General features: G+C 63.5%; 23 protein-coding genes and 2 tRNA genes. 5 read left to right on the top strand and 20 right to left on the bottom strand.

Features of this window, described 5'->3' with window-relative positions; all coding sequences use genetic code 11:
• Nucleotide 1: 1 nt before the first annotated feature.
• Both NLM32_RS04930 and NLM32_RS04925 read right to left on the bottom strand, forming a co-directional pair.
• On the bottom strand, nt 2–508 hold the full coding sequence (locus NLM32_RS04930; RefSeq protein ID WP_254128138.1) for an ureidoglycolate lyase: 507 nt from the start codon (nt 506–508) through the stop codon (nt 2–4).
• 24 nt (nt 509–532) lie between these two features.
• The gene (locus NLM32_RS04925; RefSeq protein WP_254128137.1) at nt 533–1,867 is read right to left on the bottom strand and encodes a C4-dicarboxylate transporter DctA; all 1,335 of its coding nucleotides are present in this window, start codon (nt 1,865–1,867) and stop codon (nt 533–535) included.
• A 205-nt stretch (nt 1,868–2,072) separates the two neighbouring features.
• Between NLM32_RS04925 and NLM32_RS04920 the strand changes: the two genes are divergently transcribed.
• Entirely contained in the window at nt 2,073–2,969 is an 897-nt protein-coding gene (locus tag NLM32_RS04920; RefSeq protein WP_254128136.1) for a LysR substrate-binding domain-containing protein, read from the top strand.
• Nucleotides 2,970–3,288: 319 nt separating this feature from the next.
• Nucleotides 3,289–3,669, top strand: a complete 381-nt coding sequence (locus tag NLM32_RS04915; protein WP_254128135.1) for a hypothetical protein — start codon at nt 3,289–3,291, stop codon at nt 3,667–3,669.
• A 319-nt stretch (nt 3,670–3,988) separates the two neighbouring features.
• On the opposite strand, the gene NLM32_RS04910 is transcribed toward NLM32_RS04915, so the two are convergent.
• Nucleotides 3,989–5,554, bottom strand: coding sequence for an acid phosphatase (locus tag NLM32_RS04910; protein WP_254128134.1), 1,566 nt, complete (start codon nt 5,552–5,554; stop codon nt 3,989–3,991).
• Between the two features lie 199 nt (nt 5,555–5,753).
• Between NLM32_RS04910 and NLM32_RS04905 the strand changes: the two genes are divergently transcribed.
• Nucleotides 5,754–6,899: a cytochrome-c peroxidase gene (locus tag NLM32_RS04905; RefSeq protein WP_254135215.1), complete on the top strand. Its 1,146-nt coding sequence runs from the start codon at nt 5,754–5,756 to the stop codon at nt 6,897–6,899.
• A 44-nt stretch (nt 6,900–6,943) separates the two neighbouring features.
• Here the strand turns inward: NLM32_RS04905 and NLM32_RS04900 are convergent, their stop codons facing one another.
• The 10 genes from NLM32_RS04900 to NLM32_RS04855 all read right to left on the bottom strand — a co-directional run bounded on the left by NLM32_RS04900 (nt 6,944) and on the right by NLM32_RS04855 (nt 13,380).
• Nucleotides 6,944–7,147 carry a hypothetical protein gene (locus NLM32_RS04900; protein ID WP_254128133.1) on the bottom strand — a complete coding sequence of 68 codons (204 nt, stop codon included), beginning with the start codon at nt 7,145–7,147 and terminating at the stop codon, nt 6,944–6,946.
• Between the two features lie 289 nt (nt 7,148–7,436).
• Nucleotides 7,437–7,512: transfer RNA gene (locus tag NLM32_RS04895), tRNA-Phe, on the bottom strand.
• A 186-nt stretch (nt 7,513–7,698) separates the two neighbouring features.
• On the bottom strand, nt 7,699–7,881 hold the full coding sequence (gene yacG, locus NLM32_RS04890; RefSeq protein WP_254135214.1) for a DNA gyrase inhibitor YacG: 183 nt from the start codon (nt 7,879–7,881) through the stop codon (nt 7,699–7,701).
• 126 nt (nt 7,882–8,007) lie between these two features.
• Nucleotides 8,008–8,637, bottom strand: a complete 630-nt coding sequence (locus tag NLM32_RS04885; protein ID WP_148774643.1) for a Maf-like protein — start codon at nt 8,635–8,637, stop codon at nt 8,008–8,010.
• A 157-nt stretch (nt 8,638–8,794) separates the two neighbouring features.
• Nucleotides 8,795–9,262 (bottom strand): low molecular weight phosphatase family protein, encoded by a 468-nt coding sequence (locus NLM32_RS04880; RefSeq protein ID WP_254128132.1) that lies wholly within the window; start codon nt 9,260–9,262, stop codon nt 8,795–8,797.
• 5 nt (nt 9,263–9,267) lie between these two features.
• Nucleotides 9,268–9,765, bottom strand: a complete 498-nt coding sequence (locus tag NLM32_RS04875) for a UPF0262 family protein (protein ID WP_254128131.1) — start codon at nt 9,763–9,765, stop codon at nt 9,268–9,270.
• On the bottom strand, nt 9,762–11,057 hold the full coding sequence (gene hisD, locus NLM32_RS04870; RefSeq protein ID WP_254128130.1) for a histidinol dehydrogenase: 1,296 nt from the start codon (nt 11,055–11,057) through the stop codon (nt 9,762–9,764). Before hisD ends, NLM32_RS04875 begins: the two co-directional genes overlap by 4 nt.
• 159 nt (nt 11,058–11,216) lie before the next feature.
• Complete coding sequence (locus NLM32_RS04865) at nt 11,217–11,666, bottom strand: DUF2948 family protein (RefSeq protein ID WP_254128129.1); 450 nt, start codon at nt 11,664–11,666, stop codon at nt 11,217–11,219.
• Nucleotides 11,667–11,755: 89 nt separating this feature from the next.
• Nucleotides 11,756–12,415 (bottom strand): NAD(P)H-binding protein, encoded by a 660-nt coding sequence (locus NLM32_RS04860; protein WP_254128128.1) that lies wholly within the window; start codon nt 12,413–12,415, stop codon nt 11,756–11,758.
• Nucleotides 12,416–12,441: 26 nt separating this feature from the next.
• Nucleotides 12,442–13,380 carry an SDR family oxidoreductase gene (locus NLM32_RS04855; protein WP_254128127.1) on the bottom strand — a complete coding sequence of 313 codons (939 nt, stop codon included), beginning with the start codon at nt 13,378–13,380 and terminating at the stop codon, nt 12,442–12,444.
• 84 nt (nt 13,381–13,464) lie between these two features.
• Between NLM32_RS04855 and NLM32_RS04850 the strand changes: the two genes are divergently transcribed.
• On the top strand, nt 13,465–14,106 hold the full coding sequence (locus tag NLM32_RS04850; RefSeq protein ID WP_254128126.1) for a TetR/AcrR family transcriptional regulator: 642 nt from the start codon (nt 13,465–13,467) through the stop codon (nt 14,104–14,106).
• Between the two features lie 9 nt (nt 14,107–14,115).
• Here the strand turns inward: NLM32_RS04850 and NLM32_RS04845 are convergent, their stop codons facing one another.
• The 5 genes from NLM32_RS04845 to NLM32_RS04825 form a co-directional block, all read right to left on the bottom strand.
• Nucleotides 14,116–14,940, bottom strand: a complete 825-nt coding sequence (locus NLM32_RS04845; protein WP_254128125.1) for an alpha/beta fold hydrolase — start codon at nt 14,938–14,940, stop codon at nt 14,116–14,118.
• Between the two features lie 27 nt (nt 14,941–14,967).
• Entirely contained in the window at nt 14,968–15,477 is a 510-nt protein-coding gene (locus tag NLM32_RS04840; protein ID WP_254128124.1) for a hypothetical protein, read from the bottom strand.
• Nucleotides 15,478–15,675: 198 nt separating this feature from the next.
• Complete coding sequence (locus NLM32_RS04835) at nt 15,676–15,984, bottom strand: EthD family reductase (RefSeq protein WP_063985878.1); 309 nt, start codon at nt 15,982–15,984, stop codon at nt 15,676–15,678.
• Between the two features lie 123 nt (nt 15,985–16,107).
• Complete coding sequence (locus NLM32_RS04830) at nt 16,108–17,775, bottom strand: FAD-dependent oxidoreductase (protein ID WP_254135213.1); 1,668 nt, start codon at nt 17,773–17,775, stop codon at nt 16,108–16,110.
• A gap of 84 nt (nt 17,776–17,859) precedes the next feature.
• Nucleotides 17,860–18,042, bottom strand: a complete 183-nt coding sequence (locus NLM32_RS04825) for a hypothetical protein (protein WP_254128123.1) — start codon at nt 18,040–18,042, stop codon at nt 17,860–17,862.
• A 317-nt stretch (nt 18,043–18,359) separates the two neighbouring features.
• On the opposite strand from NLM32_RS04825, the gene NLM32_RS04820 reads away from it, so the two are divergent.
• Nucleotides 18,360–18,434: transfer RNA gene (locus NLM32_RS04820), tRNA-Thr, on the top strand.
• 842 nt (nt 18,435–19,276) lie between these two features.
• Here NLM32_RS04820 and NLM32_RS04815 read toward each other — a convergent pair.
• Both NLM32_RS04815 and NLM32_RS04810 read right to left on the bottom strand, forming a co-directional pair.
• Nucleotides 19,277–19,513: a hypothetical protein gene (locus tag NLM32_RS04815; RefSeq protein ID WP_254128122.1), complete on the bottom strand. Its 237-nt coding sequence runs from the start codon at nt 19,511–19,513 to the stop codon at nt 19,277–19,279.
• Nucleotides 19,513–19,836, bottom strand: a complete 324-nt coding sequence (locus NLM32_RS04810) for a hypothetical protein (RefSeq protein ID WP_254128121.1) — start codon at nt 19,834–19,836, stop codon at nt 19,513–19,515. Before NLM32_RS04810 ends, NLM32_RS04815 begins: the two co-directional genes overlap by 1 nt.
• Nucleotides 19,837–19,872 lie beyond the last annotated feature (36 nt).

Here is a 19,872-nt window from a genome sequence, read left to right as displayed (position 1 = left end):
GTCAGGCCTCGTGTCGTTCGGGCATCAGATCGAGCTGCATGGTCTCGTCCAGCCAATATTCTTCGAGATTGTTGCCACCGCCCTTGCGGTCGACGACAAGGAAAGGGCTTGCCTCCTTGAGCACCAGGAGCGGGTGGTGCCAGCAGTTGCGCGCATAGTTCACGCCCTGGTGCCCGGTCGCTGTGAACGCCCGATAGCTCGCGGCATTGCGTGGGTCGGTGCAAACGACGACCAGCCACTCCGCGCCGTTAAGCGGCATGAACAGCTGGCTCCCGAGCGGATGACGCTCCATCAGGCGGATCGCAATCGGCGCGGGACGCAGCGAGGCGGCAAACCAGCTGATGTTGGTCTGTCCGCCTTCCGCGGTGACGTCGATGCTTGCGAGGTCGTTGAAACGCTTCGCAAAGCCCTGGTTGATCGACAGGGGGACCGCCCCGTCCGTTTCGATCACCTCGCCGAACGGCGCGAACGCCTGCTTCGTCAGCGGTTCAATCGAAAGTGAAGCCATCGTCAACCTCAAAAGTTTCCGCGCTCAAAGCGGTTGCAGACCCGCGACGGGAGCATCCGCACCATCGGGCTCGGCCTGCGAGGTCTCGCCCTGGGGAACGATCTCGCCATTCAGGATGCGATGCGCCTTGGCGCGATCGAGATCGCCTTCCCATGCGGCGACAACGACCGTCGCGACGCAGTTTCCGACATAATTGCCGAGCGCGCGAGCGATACCGATAAACCAGTCCACCGACAAGATCAGCACCAGTCCGATTGCCGGAATGGCCGGGATCGCCGACAGCGTCGCGGCGAGGACGACGATGGCCGAGCCCGGGACGCCGTGGGCACCCTTGGAGGTGAGCAATGCGACGCCGAGGATCGCCAGAAGGTCGCCCAGGGCGAGCGGCGTGTTGGTCGCCTGCGCAATGAAGACCGCCGCCAGGGTCAGGTAGATCGAGAACGCATCCAGGTTGAACGAATAGCCGGTCGGGATGACGAGACCGACGGTCGACCGCTTGATTCCGAGCTGCTCGAGCTTGCGCATGGTCTGCGGCAGCACGCTGTCGCCGGCGGCCGTGCCGAGCACGATCATCAGCTCCTCGCGCAGATAGCCGAGCAGCTTGAACAGGCTGAAGCCGGATAGCCGCATGATCGTTCCGAGGACGATCACCACGAAGAGGACCACGGCCAGATAGAACAAGCCGACGAGGCCACCGAGCTGCTTGAGCGAACCGATGCCGTACTTGCCGACGGTGAAGGCAATCGCTCCGAACACGCCGATTGGGGCAAGCCGGACGACGAAGTTCATCATCTTGAAGATGATCTCGTTCACGCGCTCGATGAAATCGACGACCGGCCGTGCGCGCTCGCCGCATAATGACACTGCGCAACCGAACATGATCGAAACGATCAGGACTTGCAGGACATCGCCGGAGCTGAACGCGCCGACGATCGTGGAGGGGATCAGCTTCATCAGGAATTCGGAGACGCCGCCGCCGGCAACCTGGGCCGCGGTCTGGCTGAATCCGCTGAGCGCTTTGGCATCGAGCGTCGATGGATCGATGTTCATTCCGGCGCCGGGCTGGAAGTAATAGGCAAGCGCAATGCCGAACACCAAGGCGATTGTGGTGACGATCTCGAAATAGAGCAGCGCGCGGATGCCGACCCTGCCGACCTTCGAAAGGTCTCCGGCCGCGGAAATTCCCTGCACCACAACGCAGAACACGATGACGGGCACCAGCATCTTGATCAGCTTGATGAAGCCGTCGCCGAGCGGCTTCATCTGCAGGGCCGTATCAGGATAGGCCATGCCGAGCGCAATGCCGAGCGCGAGTGCGACGACAACCTGGAAGAAGAGTGACTTGAAGATGTTGGGCATGGCTTTCCTCGCTCGCTGGGCTTTTGTCTGTCTGGCTTGGTCGGCTTGAGCCTTTCGCCATTCTTGTCATTTGGCAGCGGCGTCACGCCGCTGCGTACGGAGCCATTCGCCCCTTGCACGCGGACGAAGGCGCCATCGGTCATTCGTTGACCAGGTGCGACATCAAGTCCAATATATAGAACAACACGATTGATAGGTTTTCACTATGGATCTTCGCCAGGTCAGGTACTTCATCGCGGTGGCCGAAGAGCGCAGCTTCACCCTCGCCGCCCGGCGGCTGAACCTCTCGCAGCCGCCGCTGAGCCAGCACATCCAGGCGCTCGAGGCCGAGCTCGGCACCCCCTTGCTCTACAGGACGAGCCGCAAGGTCGAGCTGACGCAGGCCGGTGAAGCAATGCTGTCGCGCGGGCGCGCGATCCTGCAACAGGTCAAGTCGGCGGAAGACGAAGTACGCTCGATCGGCGCCGGCCTGGTCGGAACGCTGGATCTCGGCGCAACCGGCTCCATCCTGCGCGGCCGACTTGCCGAGCTGCTCGCGGCCTACCGTGAGGTTGCGCCATTGGTGAGGATGACGGTGCATGAGCAGGCGCCGGCGCGACAGATCGCGGCCCTGCTCAACCGGACCACCAACATCTCGCTCATTCGCGGCGTTCCCACCGAGCGCGACCTGACCAGCAAGCTGGCGTGGCGCGAAGAGGTCGTTCTCGCCGTGCCTCGCACCCACCCCTTGGCGAAGCGCAAGCGCGTCGCGCTCGGCGATCTGGCGTCGGAGGATCACGTCGTCCTCGATCCCAACAGCTCCGACTTCGCGCGCTATATTCAGACCTGCTGTGTCGATGCCGGCTTCCTGCCGAAAGTGTCCCAGCAGGTCGTCGACGCGCAGTCGATCCCGAGCCTGATCGCAGCCGGCTTCGGCGTCGCGCTGGTGCCGCAGTCGATCGCGCGCTTCACGACCGCCGATATCGCGTTCCGCCCCATCAGGCCCTCACCACCTGCAGCCGACGTGTTCCTGGTGTACCGAGCGGACGAGACCTCGATGGTGGTGCACAATTTCATCAAGCTCGCGCTGAGGTATCTGAGCCAGAGGAAAAGGGTGGGGTAGCGAATGAGCCGTCGAATTTGCGACTGAAGATCACGTATCGAACGAGCCTTGGTGCCCAAAAGCTTGACTGTACCGTGTCAGTAATCCGTTGCACCGTCGATCTTCTTGATACCGCAGAATAGCGCCGTACCCAGCTTCCTAACCGAACGAGCTCAGGCTGCCTCGGGCGAAAAGATTCGTACCCGCCAATTGGCCCGACGATCATCTTGAAAATATTTCCAACAAAGTATTCGATTTTGGTTGATTTGTTGAATTTGTAAGCGTATATGTACGTCACGCTCCGGACTGGCCGGGGCATTTCAGAACGAAAGGATATTGAATGGACTTCGACCCCAAGTATCAGGACGAGAAGAATGGTCCTCTTAAAAAGGATCTTCGTGATCGCCTGAGGCGCTTCCGCAGCCTCTTCACGCTGGCCGAGATTGGCGACACGCTCGACTTTAGTGGACCGTTCGTCAGTCAGCTTCTCAACGAGAAGAACCCCGCGCGTGTGGACAGTAAGCATATTCAGCGCATTGTCCGCGCGATCGAGGAAGCCGAAGTGAAGCACGCGAAGAAGCTGGGACTGAACAAGCCCCAGCCTCAGAATGGCTCAACGACGCACTCGCCCGCTTCTGACGAGAAGCAGACGCTCGACTACCACCTTGCTGCAATTGACGCGCTTGGCTGGAAGATTACAGGACTTCAACGCAAGGACTGATTTTAGCACCTAAACAAACCGGCGGGCTCTTATTAAGAGCCCGCCGGTTTCGTTTCTGCGCGCACGAGCTCGCGCTACGATACTTGAACCAACGGAAACGGCTGAGCAGCGGATCAGCTTTTGATGCCTGACCGCTCTTGAAGATCGGGCTTTCAGAAGAGCCATCGTGCCCCGGGAAGAAGTCACACGCAACCATCAGGTTGTTACTTGCGAATAATCTCTTCGGAAAGCCGCTCGCATTTCTTCGGATCACACCTAGTCCGTCGTCCGGGCTAAGGCACGGGGCAACCGTTGCGCTCGGCCCGAAGGCCACCCCGCCTCACTTCTCCTTGAGCACGAGTGCGCTGGTCAGGTCGCCGAGCGGCCTCTGCGCGTGAGCGGCGATCCCAGCGTCACGCACGGTGATGCCGTGCAGTGTCGGCAACTCGAAGCGTCGCGTGATGAAGCGCAGGATCGAGGTCGTGTCCATCGGCGTGTGGTCGACATAGCCGCGGCGCGCATAGGGAGAAATGATGATGGCGGGAATGCGGGAGCCCGGACCCCAGCGGTCGCCCTTCGGCGGCGGTACGTGATCCCACAGGCCGCCATTCTCGTCATAGGTCACGATGACCAGCATATGCGACCATTGCGGGCTCTTTTCGAGATGCGCGACCACGTCGGCGATATGGGCGTCGCCGGCCTGGATATCGGCATAGCCCGAATGCTCATTGAGATCGCCCTGCGGCTTGTAGAAAGTGACCTGCGGCAGCTTGCCGTCGTCGATCGCCTTGATGAATTCGGTGCCCGCCAGGCCGCCGTCGCGCAGATGCTCGGCACGCGCCGCAGTGCCGGGTGCGAAGCTGGCATAATAGTTCAAGGCCTGATGGTGATACTGAAAGAACGGGACCGGCGACTTGTTGCCGTGATCCAGCACGTCCTGCCAAGCGCCGCCATACCAGGCCCAGCTGACACGCTTGAGGCTAAGCATGTCCCCGATCGTCGGCTCGGTCTGCGGCGGCAGCGTCGTCGGCTTCATGGGATCCGCATAAGCCTTGTCGCCATCCTTCGCCGGTTCGTTGCCGCTCGGCTGATAGGGTGGCTGCATGGTGTTCACGGCGTAGAAGTCGGGCGTGAGATTGCCGTCGCTGACATATTTCGGAATGCCGTCCATCGCCGATTTCGGCGAGTTGGCGGCTTCCTTCAAGGTCACGCCATCAGCCTCGACCACGGAGATCGACGGCTTGGCGGGACTGGTGTCGGCCTTGGGATAGGTCGGGATGCAGGCGCAGACCAGCCATTGGTGGTTGAGGAAGGAGCCGCCGAACGCGCCCATGAAGAAATTGTCGGCCAGCACGTATTTCTGGGCAACCTTCCACATCGCCATCTTCGATCCGTCCCAGAGGCTCATCACGAGCGCGCCCGAGTCGGCATGAGCGACGAATCTGTCGTTACGCCCGCCATTGATCTGCATCTGGTTCTGATAGAAGCGATGCCAGAGGTCGTGCGTAATGGTGCCGTAGCTGAGATTGAAGCCCTTCGGATCGTCCAGATAGTAGGGACGATTGGGCAGATGTTCGGTCTGGGCCTGGGTGACCGGTGGCGTCACGCCCTTTGCGGTCAGGCCGTCCCAGATCGGCGGCAATTCACGGAACGGTTTGCCATCACGATCGCGCTGCGTCCGCGTCCAGGCGGGCGCCTTCGCCACGCCGTTCGCGCCCGGGAAACTGCCATAGAGATTGTCGAAGCTGCGGTTCTCGGCGTAAATCACCACCACCGTGTCGATCAATGTCAGATCGTCGGCGGCATTCTTCTGGGGGCCCGGTCCGTTACCCGCTGCCAGCGCCGGACCGAACGCACCGATGACGACACTCGACGCACAAAGGAAAACCGCTGATTTCGCCAGCATCCAAGCCCCCTGCTTCAGCCTGATTGTTGCTATCGTTCCGTTCGTCATAGCGCAGACGCTCGCCGAAGGCACGTTCGGATCGCCATGAAGATGTCCAAGGATCAACCCGGTTGGCAATATGCGGATTGAGCATTGGGTTTTCGCAGCTGTGATCGTCCTCGCGGCTTCGACCGTTGGTCCGGCCCAGACCAGTGCTGAGATGTCACGTAGCCAGGCGCGTCGGCAGGCCGAGCAACTCGGGGCTTTGGGTCAGGCCCTGTTTTTCGATCCGTCGCTCTCGGGATCGGGGAAACTCTCCTGTTCATCCTGCCACGATCCCGCGCACGCTTTCGGCCCTGCCAACGACCGCGCGGTCCAGTTGGGCGGTGGCGACATGCAGCAACCTGGCGCGCGAGCGGTTCCCTCCCTGAAATACCTGCAGGTGGTGCCGTCCTTCACCGAGCATTTCCATGATTCCGAGGACGAGGCCGACGAAAGCATCGACAATGGCCCGACAGGAGGCCTCACCTGGGATGGACGGGTCGACCGTGGTGCCGATCAGGCCAGGATTCCCCTGCTCTCGGATTTCGAGATGGGCAATCGGGATGAAACCGAGGTGGCTCGCCGGGTGCTCGCTGCGGGGCACGGCAAGGCTATCGCTGCCATTGCCGGGGCCAAAGCCGTTGCCAATCCAGCCGCGGTTTACAAGACGGCCCTCAAGGCGCTCGAGGTCTACCAGCAGGACCACCGAACCTTTTATCCCTATTCGAGCAAATATGACGCGGTGCTGGCTGGAAAGGCTGAGCTCACCGCTCAGGAAGCGCGCGGGCTCGAATTGTTCAATGCGCCGGACAAGGGCAATTGCGCGTCCTGCCACATCAGCAAACGAGGCAATGATGGCACCCCGCCGCAGTTCACGGATTACGGACTGATCGCCCTCGGCATTCCGCGCAATCGCGACATTCCCGCCAACAAGGACCCGGGCTATTTCGATCTCGGTTTGTGTGGCCCCCTACGCATCGACTTCCTGAAACGCGAGGATTATTGCGGTCTCTTCCGTACGTCGACGCTCCGCAATGTCGCGCTCCGCCAGACCTTCTTTCACAACGGCGCCGTACATTCGTTACGGGACGCAGTGCGGTTCTACGTCGAGCGGGAAACCCGGCCCGAACTTTGGTATCCGCGCAAGGCCGACGGCAGCATCGACAAATATGACGACCTGCCCGACAGGCCCAAGGCCAATGTCAACATGGAGCCGCCGTTTGACCGCAAGGCCGGCGATGCGCCGGCCTTGAACGCGACTGACATCGACGATGTCGTCGCCTTCCTTGGTGCGCTGACCGACGGATATGAGCCAACGAAGTGAGAAGCTCAGAAGAGCCCGTTCGTCGCCGTTCTTCAGCTCGCAGCTCAGGTTTTGCTGCCGAGACCGAGAAGGTTTGCGACCGCGTCGGCTCCCTTGCCGGAAGCGGACACCTCCCCCTTGTCCCCGACTTCGAGGGTGGCGCCGTTGGAGAAACTGAGCGTCCACCCATTATCCGCACCGTTGCGGCGCCGGTCGGTGAGTTCCATGCCGGCCGCAGAGATCAATGCAATGGCCTTGTCGGCATCCATGGTCGTCACCTCTCGTAAGATGTCCCGAATAGATTTGGGCGGCATACGCACCGCCGGCGCAGCCTAAGCTCCTCAAGCCATTCTGGACAGAGCTTGAGGGCGCTGGACATGGAAAGACCTTGTCGCGCGAAGCGACTTTCTCCAGGTCGAAGAAATTTGAGAAGTTCACGCTTCAGCGTGGGAATGGTGCCCAGGGGCGGAATCGAACCATCCGGCTTCGCCCTTCGGGCTACGCCGGGACGAGCTCTCGCTCGGGAGGTCTTCGGGTTACGGAAGCACCGAAATTGAGTGGTGCCCAGGGGCGGAATCGAACCACCGACACTGCGATTTTCAGTCGCATGCTCTACCAACTGAGCTACCTGGGCGTGCTCCACGAGAGGGGCCAAAGCCCATCGAGCGGGCGGTTTATAGTGGGCTCACAGCGGCCTGTCTACCCACGCTTCACCCTCGGCTTGATGGGGCGCGGCCCAGCTGTGCACAAGGTGGGGCGGGCTTGTCGCGGCGGGCGGGCTCCGCACTCAATTCCTCTTCAAGCGATTGATATTACTGAGTTATTCGATATCGTCCACCTCATCATCCCGGCCGGGGATGACGTAGGAACCTTTCAGCCAGCGGTTCAGGTCGACGTCGCGGCAGCGCGACGAGCAGAACGGACGGGTGGCCTCCACCTGCGGCTTGCCGCAGATCGGGCAGGTTTTGAGGGGCGAGGCGGGCTTTTTGACGTGGTCGTCCATGGTCGGGATAGCTGTACACGCGGTGACGCGGTTCAAGTGCCCTTCGGCAAACGGGTTCCTGCGACGGGGGCGCAAGCGCGTCCCCACCCGCTTCTACTGTGCATGGGGTTGTTTTCGCGTTTTTTGTCAGACGGCGGTGGCGTTGAGCCAGCCGAAGCGGATCGGAAAGCCTTCGCCGCCGAGCAGCGTCGTGGTCTCGTAGAGCGGCAGGCCGACGACGTTGGTGTAGGAGCCCACCATCTTCACCACGAATGAGCCCGCGATGCCCTGCACGGCGTAGCCGCCGGCTTTGCCGCGCCATTCGCCGGAGCCGATATAGGCCTGGATGTCGTCTTCCGACAGGCGCTTGAAGCGGACGCGGGTCTCGACCAGGCGCTGGCGGAACGCCTCGCGCGGCGTCACCAGGGTGATCGCGGTGTAGACGCGGTGGTTGCGGCCCGACAGCAGCCGCAGGCACTGCGCGGCCTCGTCCACCAGATTGGCCTTGGGCAGGATGCGGCGGCCGACCGCCACGACCGTATCGGCCGACAGGATGAAGGCGCCGCGCAGCTCGTCGTCCAGTTGCACCGATTTCAGCGCCGCATCGGCCTTGGCCCGCGCCAGACGGTTGGCGCAGGCGCGCGGCAGCTCGCCCCGCTTCGGCGTCTCGTCGACATCGGCCGGCCGGAGCGCGTCCGGGTCGATGCCGGCCTGGTTGAGCAGCGACAGGCGTCGCGGCGAACCGGAGGCAAGAACGAATTTGGGGCGGCCGAGCATCAGGTGATTTTTGAGGGTCGAGGCAGGGGGTGAATTGCGCGCGGAACCTATCGGACGAGGGCTGATTTCACAACCCGGGAACCCGGACTTTGGTGATTCGAGGTGTCCGACATGCGTGTGCCCTTCATCTGTGACGCGGGTGTTACGTCGGTCCATGCTACCCGCTCGCCGCGCCAACCTTGGCGAAACGCCGGCGGATCCGCATCAGGAGCTGGTCGCAGACCTCGCGATAGGCCGCGAGCTTCTGGTCGCGGCTGCCCTCCATGGTGGTGGGGTCATGCGTCGGCCAGTATTCGACGTCGGCGGCGAGCGTGCGGGTCAACTCCAGCGCCTTGTGGTGCGCCTCCGGCGAGAGCGTGATGATGAGGTCGAAATTCAGCCCCTCCCAGTCCTCCAGCTCCTCGAAGGTCTGCGGCTTGTGGATGGAGATGTCCTGGCCGAGCTCGGCCATCACGGCCACCGCGAACGGATCGAGCTCGCCTTTTCTGGCGCCGGCCGATTTCACGTAGAGGCCCTGCGGGAACATGTGCCGCAGCAGGCTCTCGGCCATCGGAGAGCGCACGCTGTTCATGGCGCAGGCAAACAGCACCGATTGCGGATCGCGTGTGCGTGGCGGACCCGCCATCGCACTTAGCCCTTCCAGTGCAGAACGGTGATGAGCGTGAACAGCCGGCGCGAGGTCTCGAAGTCGACCCGTACCTTGCCCTTCAGCCGCTCCTGCAGCGTACGCGAGCCCTCGTCATGGATGCCGCGCCGGCCCATGTCGATCGCCTCGATCTTGTCCGGGGTCGCGGTGCGGATCGCCTGGTAGTAGCTGTCGCAGATCATGAAATAATCCTTCACGATCCGTCGGAACGGCGTCAGCGACAACAGATGCGCGACCACGGGCGTGCCGTCCTCGCGGCGGATGTCGAACATCAGCCGGCTGCCGGTGATGCCGATGTGCAGCGTGAACGGCCCCTTGCCGTCCGAACCATCTGGCGCGAACAGGTTCTGCTCGATCAGATCGTAGATCGCGATCGCGCGCTCATGCTCGATGTCGGGCCCGGAACGGCCGATCGAGTCTTCGTCGAGGGTGACCGCGACGATGCGATTGGTCGAGTCGTCCTGTTCGGGCGGCTGGGTCATGACAGATTGAGGCGCAATCCAATCGAGCGCGAATGGGCATCCAACCCCTCCGCTTGTCCGAGCGTCATTGCGGCAGGTCCCAGCGCACGCAGCTGGTCCGGGCCGCATTTCAGGATCGAGGTGCGCTTCATGAAATCGGCGACCCCGAGTCCTGAGGAGAATCGCGCCGAGCGCGCCGTCGGCAGCACGTGGTTGGAGCCGCCGACATAATCGCCGATCGCCTCCGGCGTATGCGCGCCGAGGAAGACAGCACCGGCGTTACGGATCTTTGCAGCAAGCGCATCGGGATCGCCGGTCATGATCTCGAGATGCTCGGCGGCGATTGCATCGGCGAGCGGAATGGCGTCAGCGAGAGACTTCACCATGATGATGGCGCCGAAATCGGCCCAGGACTTGCCGGCAATCCCGGCGCGCGGCAGCGTCTTGAGCTGCGCTTCGACCGCCTTCTCGACATCGGCGGCAAGGCGCGCCGAGTCAGTGATCAGGATCGATTGCGCGCTGGCGTCATGCTCGGCTTGCGCCAGCAGATCGGCGGCGATCCAGTCGGCATTGCCGGTGTCGTCGGCAATCACCAGCACCTCGGAGGGGCCGGCGATCATGTCGATGCCAACCTTGCCGAAGACCAACCGCTTTGCGGCGGCGACATAGGCATTGCCGGGACCGACGATCTTGGCGACCGGCGCAATCGTCGCGGTCCCATAAGCGAGCGCGGCCACGGCCTGCGCGCCGCCGACGCGGTAGATCTCGCTGACGCCGCCGAGATGGGCTGCCGCCAGCACCAGCGGATTGAGCTTGCCGTCGGGCGACGGCACCACCATCACGAGGCGCGAGACGCCGGCGACTTTTGCAGGCACCGCGTTCATCAGCACCGACGACGGATAGGCCGCAGTGCCGCCGGGCACGTAGAGGCCGGCCGATTCGATTGCTGAGTAACGCCAGCCGAGCTCGACCCCGAGCGGGTCGGTGAAGCGCTCGTCCTTCGGGAGCTGGCGACGATGGTAAGTCTCGATCCGGTCACGCGCGAGTTTCAGCGCATCCAGCGTCGCCGCATCGCAGGCCTTTGTCGCAGCTTCGATCTCGGCCGCCGAGATGCGCAGGCCGGAGGCGTCCAGCCTCAGCCGATCGAACTTTGCGGTCGCCTCGAGCAGCGCGGCATCGCCCCGCTTGGCGACGTCGTCGACGATGGCGCGCGCGGCCGCCTCGACATCGGCCGAGACCTCGCGCTTGGCGGCGAGGAAGGCCGCGAATCGCTGGTCAAAATCGGCGCTGCTGCGGTCGAGACGAACGGGCATTTTGGGCTTGGCTTCTGCTGGTTTTAGGGGGCGCGGTCCGGCTTACCGGCCCCCCTGCTCAATGGCGCGGCGGGAAAGCTGCGTCAACCCTTGGCAGCCCCTTTGGAAGCTGCCGTTCCGGCGAGGGCCCGCGCCGGCTCGGCTGGTATACAGGCAACCTCACCCCTCTCCCTCGATCGCCAGCCCCGTTCCCAGTTCGTCCGCGCCCAAATCGGTCAGCTCGCATTCCAGGCATTCGACGTCGAGGCGGATGGCGCCGCCCTGGGCGAACAGCAAGAGCGCGCTGCCGCCAGGCTCCTCATCGCGACCGTCCTGGGGATGAAACTCGATACCAACGAGGTCCAGGACCGCCTCAGGCGTCGCGAGATCGATGTTGCGCGACTTGCAGGCGAGCACGCGGTCGAAGCGAAGCGCCGACACCAGCCGACGCGGCTCGGCCTCGCCCGCCAGCGTCTGCTCCCAGTCCAGCCGGCTCATCCCGACCACCAGGCGCTTCTCGCCCTGCCGCCAGATGATGTCGGAAGGCTGCACCCGGGCATCCTGCACATGGGTGGAGATCACCGCGAGATCGTCCGCATCGAGCGCGATCAGTTTGAGCTGGGGAGACATCACCGACACTTCTCCTCGAGGGCTGATACGGCTCAACGCGCGGGGCTGCCGAAATTTCCGCGCAAACTAGCGGCCGCGTGGACGACCGACTAGAGGCTATTGATATCGTTCATCTCTAGCACCCTCCTGGGATAGCCAACCCTGGCCACATGGATCATGGCGCGCCCCATCTGCTCGGTCGAGGTGACGAGCCCGGGCGAGATCCGGCGCAGCACCGACCACAGCGGCCAGGTCACGTCGTAGACCGCTTGCACCCAGGCCGTCTTCGAGCGGATTCCGTGCAGGGGCTGGATCGCGCCGGGCCGGAACATGTAGGCGGCCTTGAACGGCAGCTTGAGCAGATCGTTCTCGGTCTTGCCCTTGACGCGCGCCCACATCCGCGAACCCTTCTCGGTGGAATCGGTGCCGGCGCCGGTGACATAGGTGAAGGTCATCTGCGGATTGAGCCGCGCCAGCGTCGCCGCCGCCGCGAGCGTGATGTCGTAGGTGAGATGGCGGTAGCGGTCCTCGCTCATGCCGATCGAGGAAACGCCGAGGCAGAAGAAGCAGGCATCATAGCCTGCGAGTTGCGCCTCGATCTTCGAATAGTCGGTGAAATCGTCGTGGATGATCTCGGTCAGCTTGGCATTGCGCACGCCGACCGGGCTGCGTCCGACCACGAGCACATGCGCGACACCGGCATCGACCAGACATTCACGCAACACACCCTGCCCGACCATGCCGGTCGCGCCGAAAATGATGACACGCATCGGGACGTCCCCGCCGGGATCGCGGCTCATGCGGCGGCCGCGATCGCGTCGAAGGATACACCGGTCAGCGTCGCCGAGACATCCCACAGCTTGGCCGCCGACGCGAAATCCTTCGCCCGCGGCATGATCCGCGCCTCGACCGGCGGCCCCTTCAATTCGTAGAACCAGTTGGGGCCGTAGTAACCGCCGGGCTCCGCGGCCGGCGAGGTCGCCGCGAACAGGGTCGGCAGCGCGCCTTCCGCCGCGGACTGGCTGATGAAGGGCTGGAGCCACCGGCTCACGCGCGACTGGAAGCTGTTGGTGCCCGGACCGTTCGGAATGAGATCGGTGCGCGCGTAGCCGGGATGCGCGGCAACACTCCGCAGGCCCCAGCCGGCCGCATCGCTGCGCCGCTGCAATTCGAGCGAGAACATCAGCATTGCGAGCTTGGACTGGCAGTAGGCGCGCCAGGGACGATAGGACCGCTGGCTCTGCAGATCGTCGAAATGGATCGCGCCGGTGCGATGCGCGAGGCTGGAGAGGTTGACGATCCGCGGCGCCTTGGCGCGGCGGAGCTGCGGCAGCAGGCGGGCCGTCAGGGCGTAATGGCCGAGATAATTGGTGCCGAGCTGCATCTCGAAACCATCCTCGGTCTCAAGCCGTTTCGGCAGCGCCATCACGCCGGCATTGTTGACGAGGAGGTCGAGCTGGTCGTTGCTGGCGGCAAAACGCCGGGCGAAATCGGCGACCGACGCCAGGCTGGCGAGGTCGAGATGCTCATAGGCGATCAGGGCGTTGGGAAACTGCGCGCAAATGCCTTCGATCGCCCGCAGCCCCTTTGCGTCGTTGCGCCCTGTCAGTATGACGATGGCTCCGGCGCCCGCCAGCGCCAGCGCCGTCTCATAGCCGAGGCCGCCGGTGGCCCCGGTGACGACGACGGTCTTGCCGCTGAGCGAGGGGATGTCTGCCGTGGTCCAGTCGGTCATGCCATATCTCCGTTCAGGGCTGGAACGAGGCCCGCGACGGGTCTAAATGTGCACTGAGTGCAAGTTTGCAAGAGGTGAAATAATTTGAAGGCTTCGAAGCCTGCCGCGAAACGCCCCAAGCCGCTGAACGCCGGAGAGAAATCTCCGCCGGCCGCCGGCCTGCGCCAGCGCAAGCAGCAGGAAACCCGCGGGCGGCTGAAGCGCGCGGCGATGGCATTGTTCCTGGAGCGCGGCTTCGAGGCCACCACGATCGACGACATCGCCGAAGCGGCCGACATGTCGCGGCGGAGCTTTTTTCATTATTTCGCGTCGAAGGAGGACGTGGTCGCCGCCTGGCAGGAGGATGCGGCAGCGGCGCTTGTCGCCGAAATCCTGGCGCGGCCGGCGGACGAATCCATGCTGACGGCGGCGGAGAACGCGATCGCTGCGGCGATGAAGCGGATCGATCCCACCGAGGCGGCGGCGATGTCGCGGCTCAAGCGCGACAATCCCGCGCTGCAGGCCCGCGATCAGCTCAAATACGAAAAACTCGAGCGCGCGCTGGCGGAGGGGCTTGCGCAACGCTCGGGCCGCAAGTCGGACCGGTTGAAGGCCCGTCTCGTCGCCATGATCGCCACCGGCGCGATGCGCGTCGGCGGCGAGAGCTGGCTCAGCGAAGGCCCGCGCGACAAGCCGGAGGCTTTCGTCAAGCGGACCTTCGATGCGATCAGGACGATCCTGGCGTGAGCGACCTGCTCAGCCCTTGAAGAACACCAGCAGGTCCGCGTTGATGGTTTCGGCGTGCGTGGTCGGCATGCCGTGCGGAAAACCCTTGTAGGTCTTCAGCGTGCCGTTCTTGAGCAGCTTGGCCGACAGCGGCGCGGAATCGGCGTAAGGCACGATCTGGTCGTCGTCGCCGTGCATCACCAGCACCGGCACGTTGATCTTCTTCAGATCCTCCGTGAAATCGGTCTGCGAGAACGCGACGATACCGTCGTAATGCGCCTTCGCGCCGCCCATCATGCCCTGGCGCCACCAGTTCTGGATCACCGCCTCCGACGGTTTTGCACCGGGACGGTTGTAGCCATAGAAGGGTCCGGCAGCGACGTCGCGGTAGAACGCCGAGCGACCGGCAGCGAGTGCTGTCTGAAAGCCGTCGAACACGTCCTTGGGCAGACCGCCGGGATTGGCTTCCGTCTTCACCATCAGCGGTGGCACTGCGGAGAGGATCGCGGCCTTCGCCACGCGAGACTCGCCGTGGCGCGCGATGTAGTGCACGACCTCGCCGCCGCCGGTGGAATGGCCGACATGGATGGCGTTCTTGAGGTCGAGATGCGCGGTCACCGCCGCGAGATCGTCGGCATAATGATCCATGTCGTGACCGTCGGCGACCTGGGCCGAGCGGCCGTGCCCGCGGCGGTCATGGGCGACGACGCGATAGCCGCGGGTGACGAAGAACATCATCTGCGCGTCCCAGTCGTCGGCTGACAGCGGCCAGCCATGGCTGAACACGATCGGCTGGCCCGAGCCCCAATCCTTGAAAAAGATCTCGACGCCGTCCTTGGTGGTGATGGTGGGCATTTGCGGGACTCCTTTAGCGAGATGCGATCAGGCGAACGCCACCGGCCTGTAGCGACGCCAAGCGCCGATGGTGACAATCACGAAGAACACCAGCACGATGCCCTGCACCGCGGCGAACACCGGGCCACCCGGTGGATTCGGCGGCACTGCCGGTGCGAGCGCGGCCAGGGCCGGCACCTTGAGAAACGACTGGATCACCAGCACGAAGACGTTGAAATAGAGCGAGATCATCGCGGTCACGATGTAGACCGGGCGCCAGGCGCCTCTGAGCTTCATGCCGTACAGCGCGAAGCAGGCGATCGCGAGCAGCACCAGCGAGATGCCGGCGATGATGTACGAGGGCAGCAGCTCCTTGAACGGAAACAGCAGGCCGGTGACGTTGGTGAGGATGGTGAAGAGAAGAAAGATCGCTGTGAGGGCCGGCATCGGATTCGAGCCAAGCAGCCCGAACATCACGATCAGGCCGACCGCGATGGCGATCAGGCTGATGATGACATGGACCAGTGTGAAGGCTTGCAGGCTCATCCCGAGAACCATGGCATCTCTCTCCTACGCTCAGCATTGAGGTCAGAAGATTAGTATTACGGTCCTCATCGGATTGCCACATGCGGCACGATCACACATGTGCGTGCAGCCATGCGTCATCGTGCGAATCGACAAACGCATGGCCGAATTTTTTGCAGCGCTGTCACAAACGACAGCAGCTTTCGACGAAAGTTGAATCGATCGTCGCGATCACACTTCCTTGGTGTCGAAGATCAGGAGGTCGGCACCGCCGCTGGCGAATTTCGGCACGTCGCCTGCGGCCGCCTTGCCCGCTTCGCTGCCGAATGCCTTCTGGATGTCGCCCACGCTGTCGAAGCTGAGAATGGCGACGAGGTGAACACCTGACGGTCCTGCGGGCGAGCCGACTGCACCCGTGCTCACGGCGTATTTCTTCAGGCCGGGAAGCTTCTTGGCGAGCGGAATGTGGGTCTCGGCATAATGCTTGTCGAAGGCGGCAGCGTCCTTGGGCGTCTTGTAGAGCACGACGAGTTCGGCCATTTAGTCCTCCCGTTGAATCTTTGTTTCCACGCGCGATTGGCCTCGCGACGAGGGGATAGTCGGGCATCGCACGGCAAGATGGCAAGCCGGATTCGACTTGCCGTCTGCTTGTCTTCTGCTTGACTAAAGCGCCGGTTTTGCGGCGTCGCCGAGATAGCCGTGCAGGGAGGCCACGACCTGCGCGCCTTCGCCGATCGCGCCGCCGACGCGCTTGACCGAGCCGGAGCGGACGTCGCCGACGGCGTAGACGCCGGGCACGGAGGTCTCCAGCGGCGCCACCAGCTTGCCCTGGTTCAGCTCGGACTGCGCGCCCGTGACGACGAAGCCGCCGCGATCGAGCGTCACGCCGCAACCGTCGAGCCAGCCGGTGGCGGGATCGGCGCCGACGAACAGAAAGAGATTCTTGATGTCGGCGGAATCCTCATCATCAGACAGCCGGCTCTTCCAGCGGATGCGCCGCAGCAGCGAGGCCTCGTCGCCTTCGAGCGCGCTGATCTCGGTGTTGAACAGCAGCTCGATGTTAGGCGTCGCCTCGATGCGCTCGATGAGATAGCGCGACATGCTGGCTCCCAACCCGCCGCCGCGAATGATCATGAGCACCTTCTTGGCGTGTCCGGAGAGGAACACCGCCGCCTGCCCCGCCGAATTGCCGGCGCCGACCAGCGCCACCTCTTCGCCGGCACACAGCTTTGCCTCGACCGGAGAGGCCCAGTACCAGACGCCGCGGCCCTCGAACTTGTCGAGGTTTACGATATCAGGCCGGCGATAGCGCGCACCGCTCGCGACCACCACCGCGCGTGATCGCAGGGGATCGCTGCCGTCGAGCGCGACGGAAAATGCGCCGTCCCTGCGCGTACAGTCGAGCGACTGCACCGTGACGGGAATCATGATGTCGGCGCCGAACTTCTGCGCCTGGTTGAACGCGCGCGCGGTCAGCGCCTGGCCGGAGATGCCGGTCGGAAAGCCCAGGTAGTTTTCGATGCGCGCGCTGGCGCCGGCCTGGCCGCCGAAGGCACGGGTGTCGAGCACGGCAACCGAGAGCCCTTCGGACGCCGCATACACGGCGGTCGCGAGCCCCGCCGGTCCGCAGCCGACGATCGCGACGTCGTAGATGCGGTCATTGCGCGGGCCGCCGATCATGCCGATCGCGCGTGCAAGCTCGGTCTCACCGGGATTGCGCAGCACTGCGCCGTCGGACGTGACGACCAGTGGCCAGTCCTCGGGCTTGGGCGAATAGCGCGCGATCACCTCCGCGGCGTCGCGGTCGCGCTCGGGATCGAGCAGATGATGCGGCTGACCGTTTCGGGTCAGAAAGCCCTGCAGGCGGACCACGCCGACCGAATGCGACGGACCGATCAGCACGATGCCGCCGACGCCGGCCTGGAGCAGATTGACCCGGCGCAGGATCAGCGCGCGCATGATGCGCTCGCCGAGCTCGGCTTCGGCCACCAGCAGTGCGCGCAGGCGCTCCGGCGGCAGCAGCAGCGTCTCGACATCGCCTTCGGCGCGGCCGTCGACCAGCGCCGGACGGCCGGAGAGCTGGCTGAGCTCGGCCAGAAATTGCCCCGGCCCCTGGTCGATCAGCGGCGTGACATGACCGAGCCCGTCGCGCTGGGTGATGGCGACGTGGCCCTTCAGCACGACGAACATGCCCGGCCCCGGCTTGCCGGTCTCGAACAGCAGCTCGCCATGCTGATAGGTGCGGACCTCGCCGAAATGCCGCATGCGCTCGATCTCGGCGGACGTCAGCGTCGGAAAGGTCTGCTCGGGGCGGGTGAACCGCGACATCATCGCGTCGCGATCGGCTTGGTGTAGATCGTCGTGCCCCAAGGTCACTGCATGCACTCCAAAAAATTCCAGCTGCGGATTCGAATCTCAAGTCTTCCCGGCGGTCCCCTCATCTAGGGAACCATCGCCGACTTGCGAGGGGTCGGTACTTGCGGCGCGTTCGCGCGCCTGCACCTTCCGCCGCTTCAGATTCTCCCGCAGCGCCGATTTCAGCCGGTCGTCCCGCGAGGTCCTCGCCTGGTTCGCGCTTCTGTCGTTCTCGTCAGCCATCACGGGTCCATACAGCGGTTGGCGATAACATGCCCAGAGAATGCGGCAGCTCAAGTGGCCCGCGCGGTCCCGATCGTGCGAAACTCAAAATGGGTCGAATCTGCCGCACGGGCCAACTGGCCAGTTGGCCGGGGGGACGCGGAACCGAAAACGGCGGAAAGTCGGTCGTTTCCGGCCCAAACAGCCGTATTACCCCCGATATCGCCCCGATTTTCTCGTTTCGGCCGTCCTTGCAAGCTTGCACAGCGGGGAGGCCTGTGGCAGATATCGGCCCGCTTGGTAGGCCCCTCGGGCGGCCGATTCTTATCCCAGCACATGCTGCCGTAGCTCAGTGGTAGAGCACTCCATTGGTAATGGAGAGGTCGACAGTTCAATCCTGTCTGGCAGCACCATTTCATCTCTCGAAATGCGCATGAATCAGCGTTCTCGCGGCATCCAGCGCCCGAGCTTTGCTCGTTTCCGTTGCCCCCCTCTTCTGAAGAGGGCGCAGGGAAGACCGGGTGCCGACGGGCACCCGCGGTCCGCTGCGCGAATGTGTAGCGCAAGGAGACCGCACAGCAGCATACAGGTGGCGCCGAACACTCGGCCTTCCCTGCGCGATGGGTTGACGGCGTATGCCGCGCTCTCCCCGGCGACGAGTTCTGAGTTGTCACCGTCACTTCACGAGAGGTGATGCACCGCGCCCGGTTGGGACGATGCATCCTCGCCAAAGCTTGGCTGTAGCAACGACAGCCGGGACCACACGGTTTGGCCGTACGCAGCGATTCCGTCTCCGCCCTGCGGGCTTCGCCGGACAAGCCCGGCTTCGGCCCAAAGCGTCTTCGGATACAGGCGCCGTTCGTACGACACGGCTTGCGACGGGCTCACGGGGGTCGGCTCAATCCTCTGCCCGCCCTGCCCTCACATCCGCGCCGGCGCTGCCGCGTCCACCGCTTCCCCAACCCACGTTCGTGACGACGTACGATCGCCCCTCTCCTCGGGCCGGGATGCAGAGAGAATGACGTAATTCCGAATTTCGGTAAAGTGGAATATTTTTAGGGAAAGGGATTGACGGGAGTTTGGCGGGAGGCTGGTGTTTTGCCCGACGGGTTGGAGCGGGCGCGCATGGCGGACATAGCCGGCATATTCCGCTCCATGCCTGGAAGGGGATAAACTTCAAGCAAACTTCCGCTGAGGGTCCAGAAGCGTATGTTGCCCGGCACGCAGCGATATCAGCCAACGCCAGAAGCTGTGATTAGCTATGCCCGCTCGGGACGTGAACGAACCCCTCCGACCAACTGACGCGGTCAAACAGATGAAAGTCTATCGAGAAGCCAAGAGGGTGATCAACAAAGCCCGGCATCTTCGCTAGAGCGTCTACAGCATCTTGGGCCTTCTCTTTGGTACCGAAGATGCCGATGAATTTCACCTGTTCGTCTCCATTTTCGTCCTCGTAGGCGTGGAAAACGGCAAACGCCCCAGCACCATCCATTACGTGCTGCCCTTTCTCTTGAGCAACCGATCCTTGACGACCTCGCCTAGCGGCGTGTCCGCTGTTTTCCGGAACGCCTTCAACTTCTTTACTTGGCCTCTTCTCAGAACCAGAGACTGCGCTTCATCCGAGCCTTCATCGGCAACCTGTCCCTGCACTCCTATAAGAGCTTGCCGGATAGTTCGACGTTCTTCTTGATGAGAGATTTGCTTGCTTCGCGGGATGTTTTTCCGACTACTCTTCTGGTTTTCACCATAAGTGTTGCGCCCGTCGCGCTCGTAACTTAGCCGCTTCTTCTCACGGGGAGCTTTGACTTTGCTCATAGGCACTCCCAACGCTTGCCATGAATGGCCCTGAGA

This window comes from Bradyrhizobium sp. CCGUVB14 (genome assembly GCF_024199935.1).
Taxonomy (GTDB): domain Bacteria; phylum Pseudomonadota; class Alphaproteobacteria; order Rhizobiales; family Xanthobacteraceae; genus Bradyrhizobium.
The sequence above is the reverse complement of the archived record's forward strand: the minus strand, read 5'-3'. Positions and strand labels throughout refer to the sequence as shown.

What these genes read in the sequence shown, in the direction of transcription:
- NLM32_RS04910 (WP_254128134.1), bottom strand. Translation starts at nt 5,554, where the DNA reads ATGCTGGCGAAATCAGCGGTTTTCCTTTGTGCGTCGAGTGTCGTCATC.
- NLM32_RS04905 (WP_254135215.1), top strand. Translation starts at nt 5,754, where the DNA reads ATGTCACGTAGCCAGGCGCGTCGGCAGGCCGAGCAACTCGGGGCTTTG.
- NLM32_RS04930 (WP_254128138.1), bottom strand. Translation starts at nt 508, where the DNA reads ATGGCTTCACTTTCGATTGAACCGCTGACGAAGCAGGCGTTCGCGCCG.
- NLM32_RS04830 (WP_254135213.1), bottom strand. Translation starts at nt 17,775, where the DNA reads ATGATGTCGCGGTTCACCCGCCCCGAGCAGACCTTTCCGACGCTGACG.
- NLM32_RS04875 (WP_254128131.1), bottom strand. Translation starts at nt 9,765, where the DNA reads ATGACCCAGCCGCCCGAACAGGACGACTCGACCAATCGCATCGTCGCG.
- NLM32_RS04825 (WP_254128123.1), bottom strand. Translation starts at nt 18,042, where the DNA reads ATGGCTGACGAGAACGACAGAAGCGCGAACCAGGCGAGGACCTCGCGG.
- NLM32_RS04925 (WP_254128137.1), bottom strand. Translation starts at nt 1,867, where the DNA reads ATGCCCAACATCTTCAAGTCACTCTTCTTCCAGGTTGTCGTCGCACTC.
- NLM32_RS04835 (WP_063985878.1), bottom strand. Translation starts at nt 15,984, where the DNA reads ATGGCCGAACTCGTCGTGCTCTACAAGACGCCCAAGGACGCTGCCGCC.
- NLM32_RS04840 (WP_254128124.1), bottom strand. Translation starts at nt 15,477, where the DNA reads ATGGTTCTCGGGATGAGCCTGCAAGCCTTCACACTGGTCCATGTCATC.
- hisD (WP_254128130.1), bottom strand. Translation starts at nt 11,057, where the DNA reads ATGCCCGTTCGTCTCGACCGCAGCAGCGCCGATTTTGACCAGCGATTC.
- yacG (WP_254135214.1), bottom strand. Translation starts at nt 7,881, where the DNA reads ATGGACGACCACGTCAAAAAGCCCGCCTCGCCCCTCAAAACCTGCCCG.
- NLM32_RS04855 (WP_254128127.1), bottom strand. Translation starts at nt 13,380, where the DNA reads ATGACCGACTGGACCACGGCAGACATCCCCTCGCTCAGCGGCAAGACC.
- NLM32_RS04815 (WP_254128122.1), bottom strand. Translation starts at nt 19,513, where the DNA reads ATGGATGGTGCTGGGGCGTTTGCCGTTTTCCACGCCTACGAGGACGAA.
- NLM32_RS04810 (WP_254128121.1), bottom strand. Translation starts at nt 19,836, where the DNA reads ATGAGCAAAGTCAAAGCTCCCCGTGAGAAGAAGCGGCTAAGTTACGAG.
- NLM32_RS04920 (WP_254128136.1), top strand. Translation starts at nt 2,073, where the DNA reads ATGGATCTTCGCCAGGTCAGGTACTTCATCGCGGTGGCCGAAGAGCGC.
- NLM32_RS04880 (WP_254128132.1), bottom strand. Translation starts at nt 9,262, where the DNA reads ATGGCGGGTCCGCCACGCACACGCGATCCGCAATCGGTGCTGTTTGCC.
- NLM32_RS04915 (WP_254128135.1), top strand. Translation starts at nt 3,289, where the DNA reads ATGGACTTCGACCCCAAGTATCAGGACGAGAAGAATGGTCCTCTTAAA.
- NLM32_RS04900 (WP_254128133.1), bottom strand. Translation starts at nt 7,147, where the DNA reads ATGGATGCCGACAAGGCCATTGCATTGATCTCTGCGGCCGGCATGGAA.
- NLM32_RS04860 (WP_254128128.1), bottom strand. Translation starts at nt 12,415, where the DNA reads ATGCGTGTCATCATTTTCGGCGCGACCGGCATGGTCGGGCAGGGTGTG.
- NLM32_RS04865 (WP_254128129.1), bottom strand. Translation starts at nt 11,666, where the DNA reads ATGTCTCCCCAGCTCAAACTGATCGCGCTCGATGCGGACGATCTCGCG.
- NLM32_RS04885 (WP_148774643.1), bottom strand. Translation starts at nt 8,637, where the DNA reads ATGCTCGGCCGCCCCAAATTCGTTCTTGCCTCCGGTTCGCCGCGACGC.
- NLM32_RS04845 (WP_254128125.1), bottom strand. Translation starts at nt 14,940, where the DNA reads ATGCCCACCATCACCACCAAGGACGGCGTCGAGATCTTTTTCAAGGAT.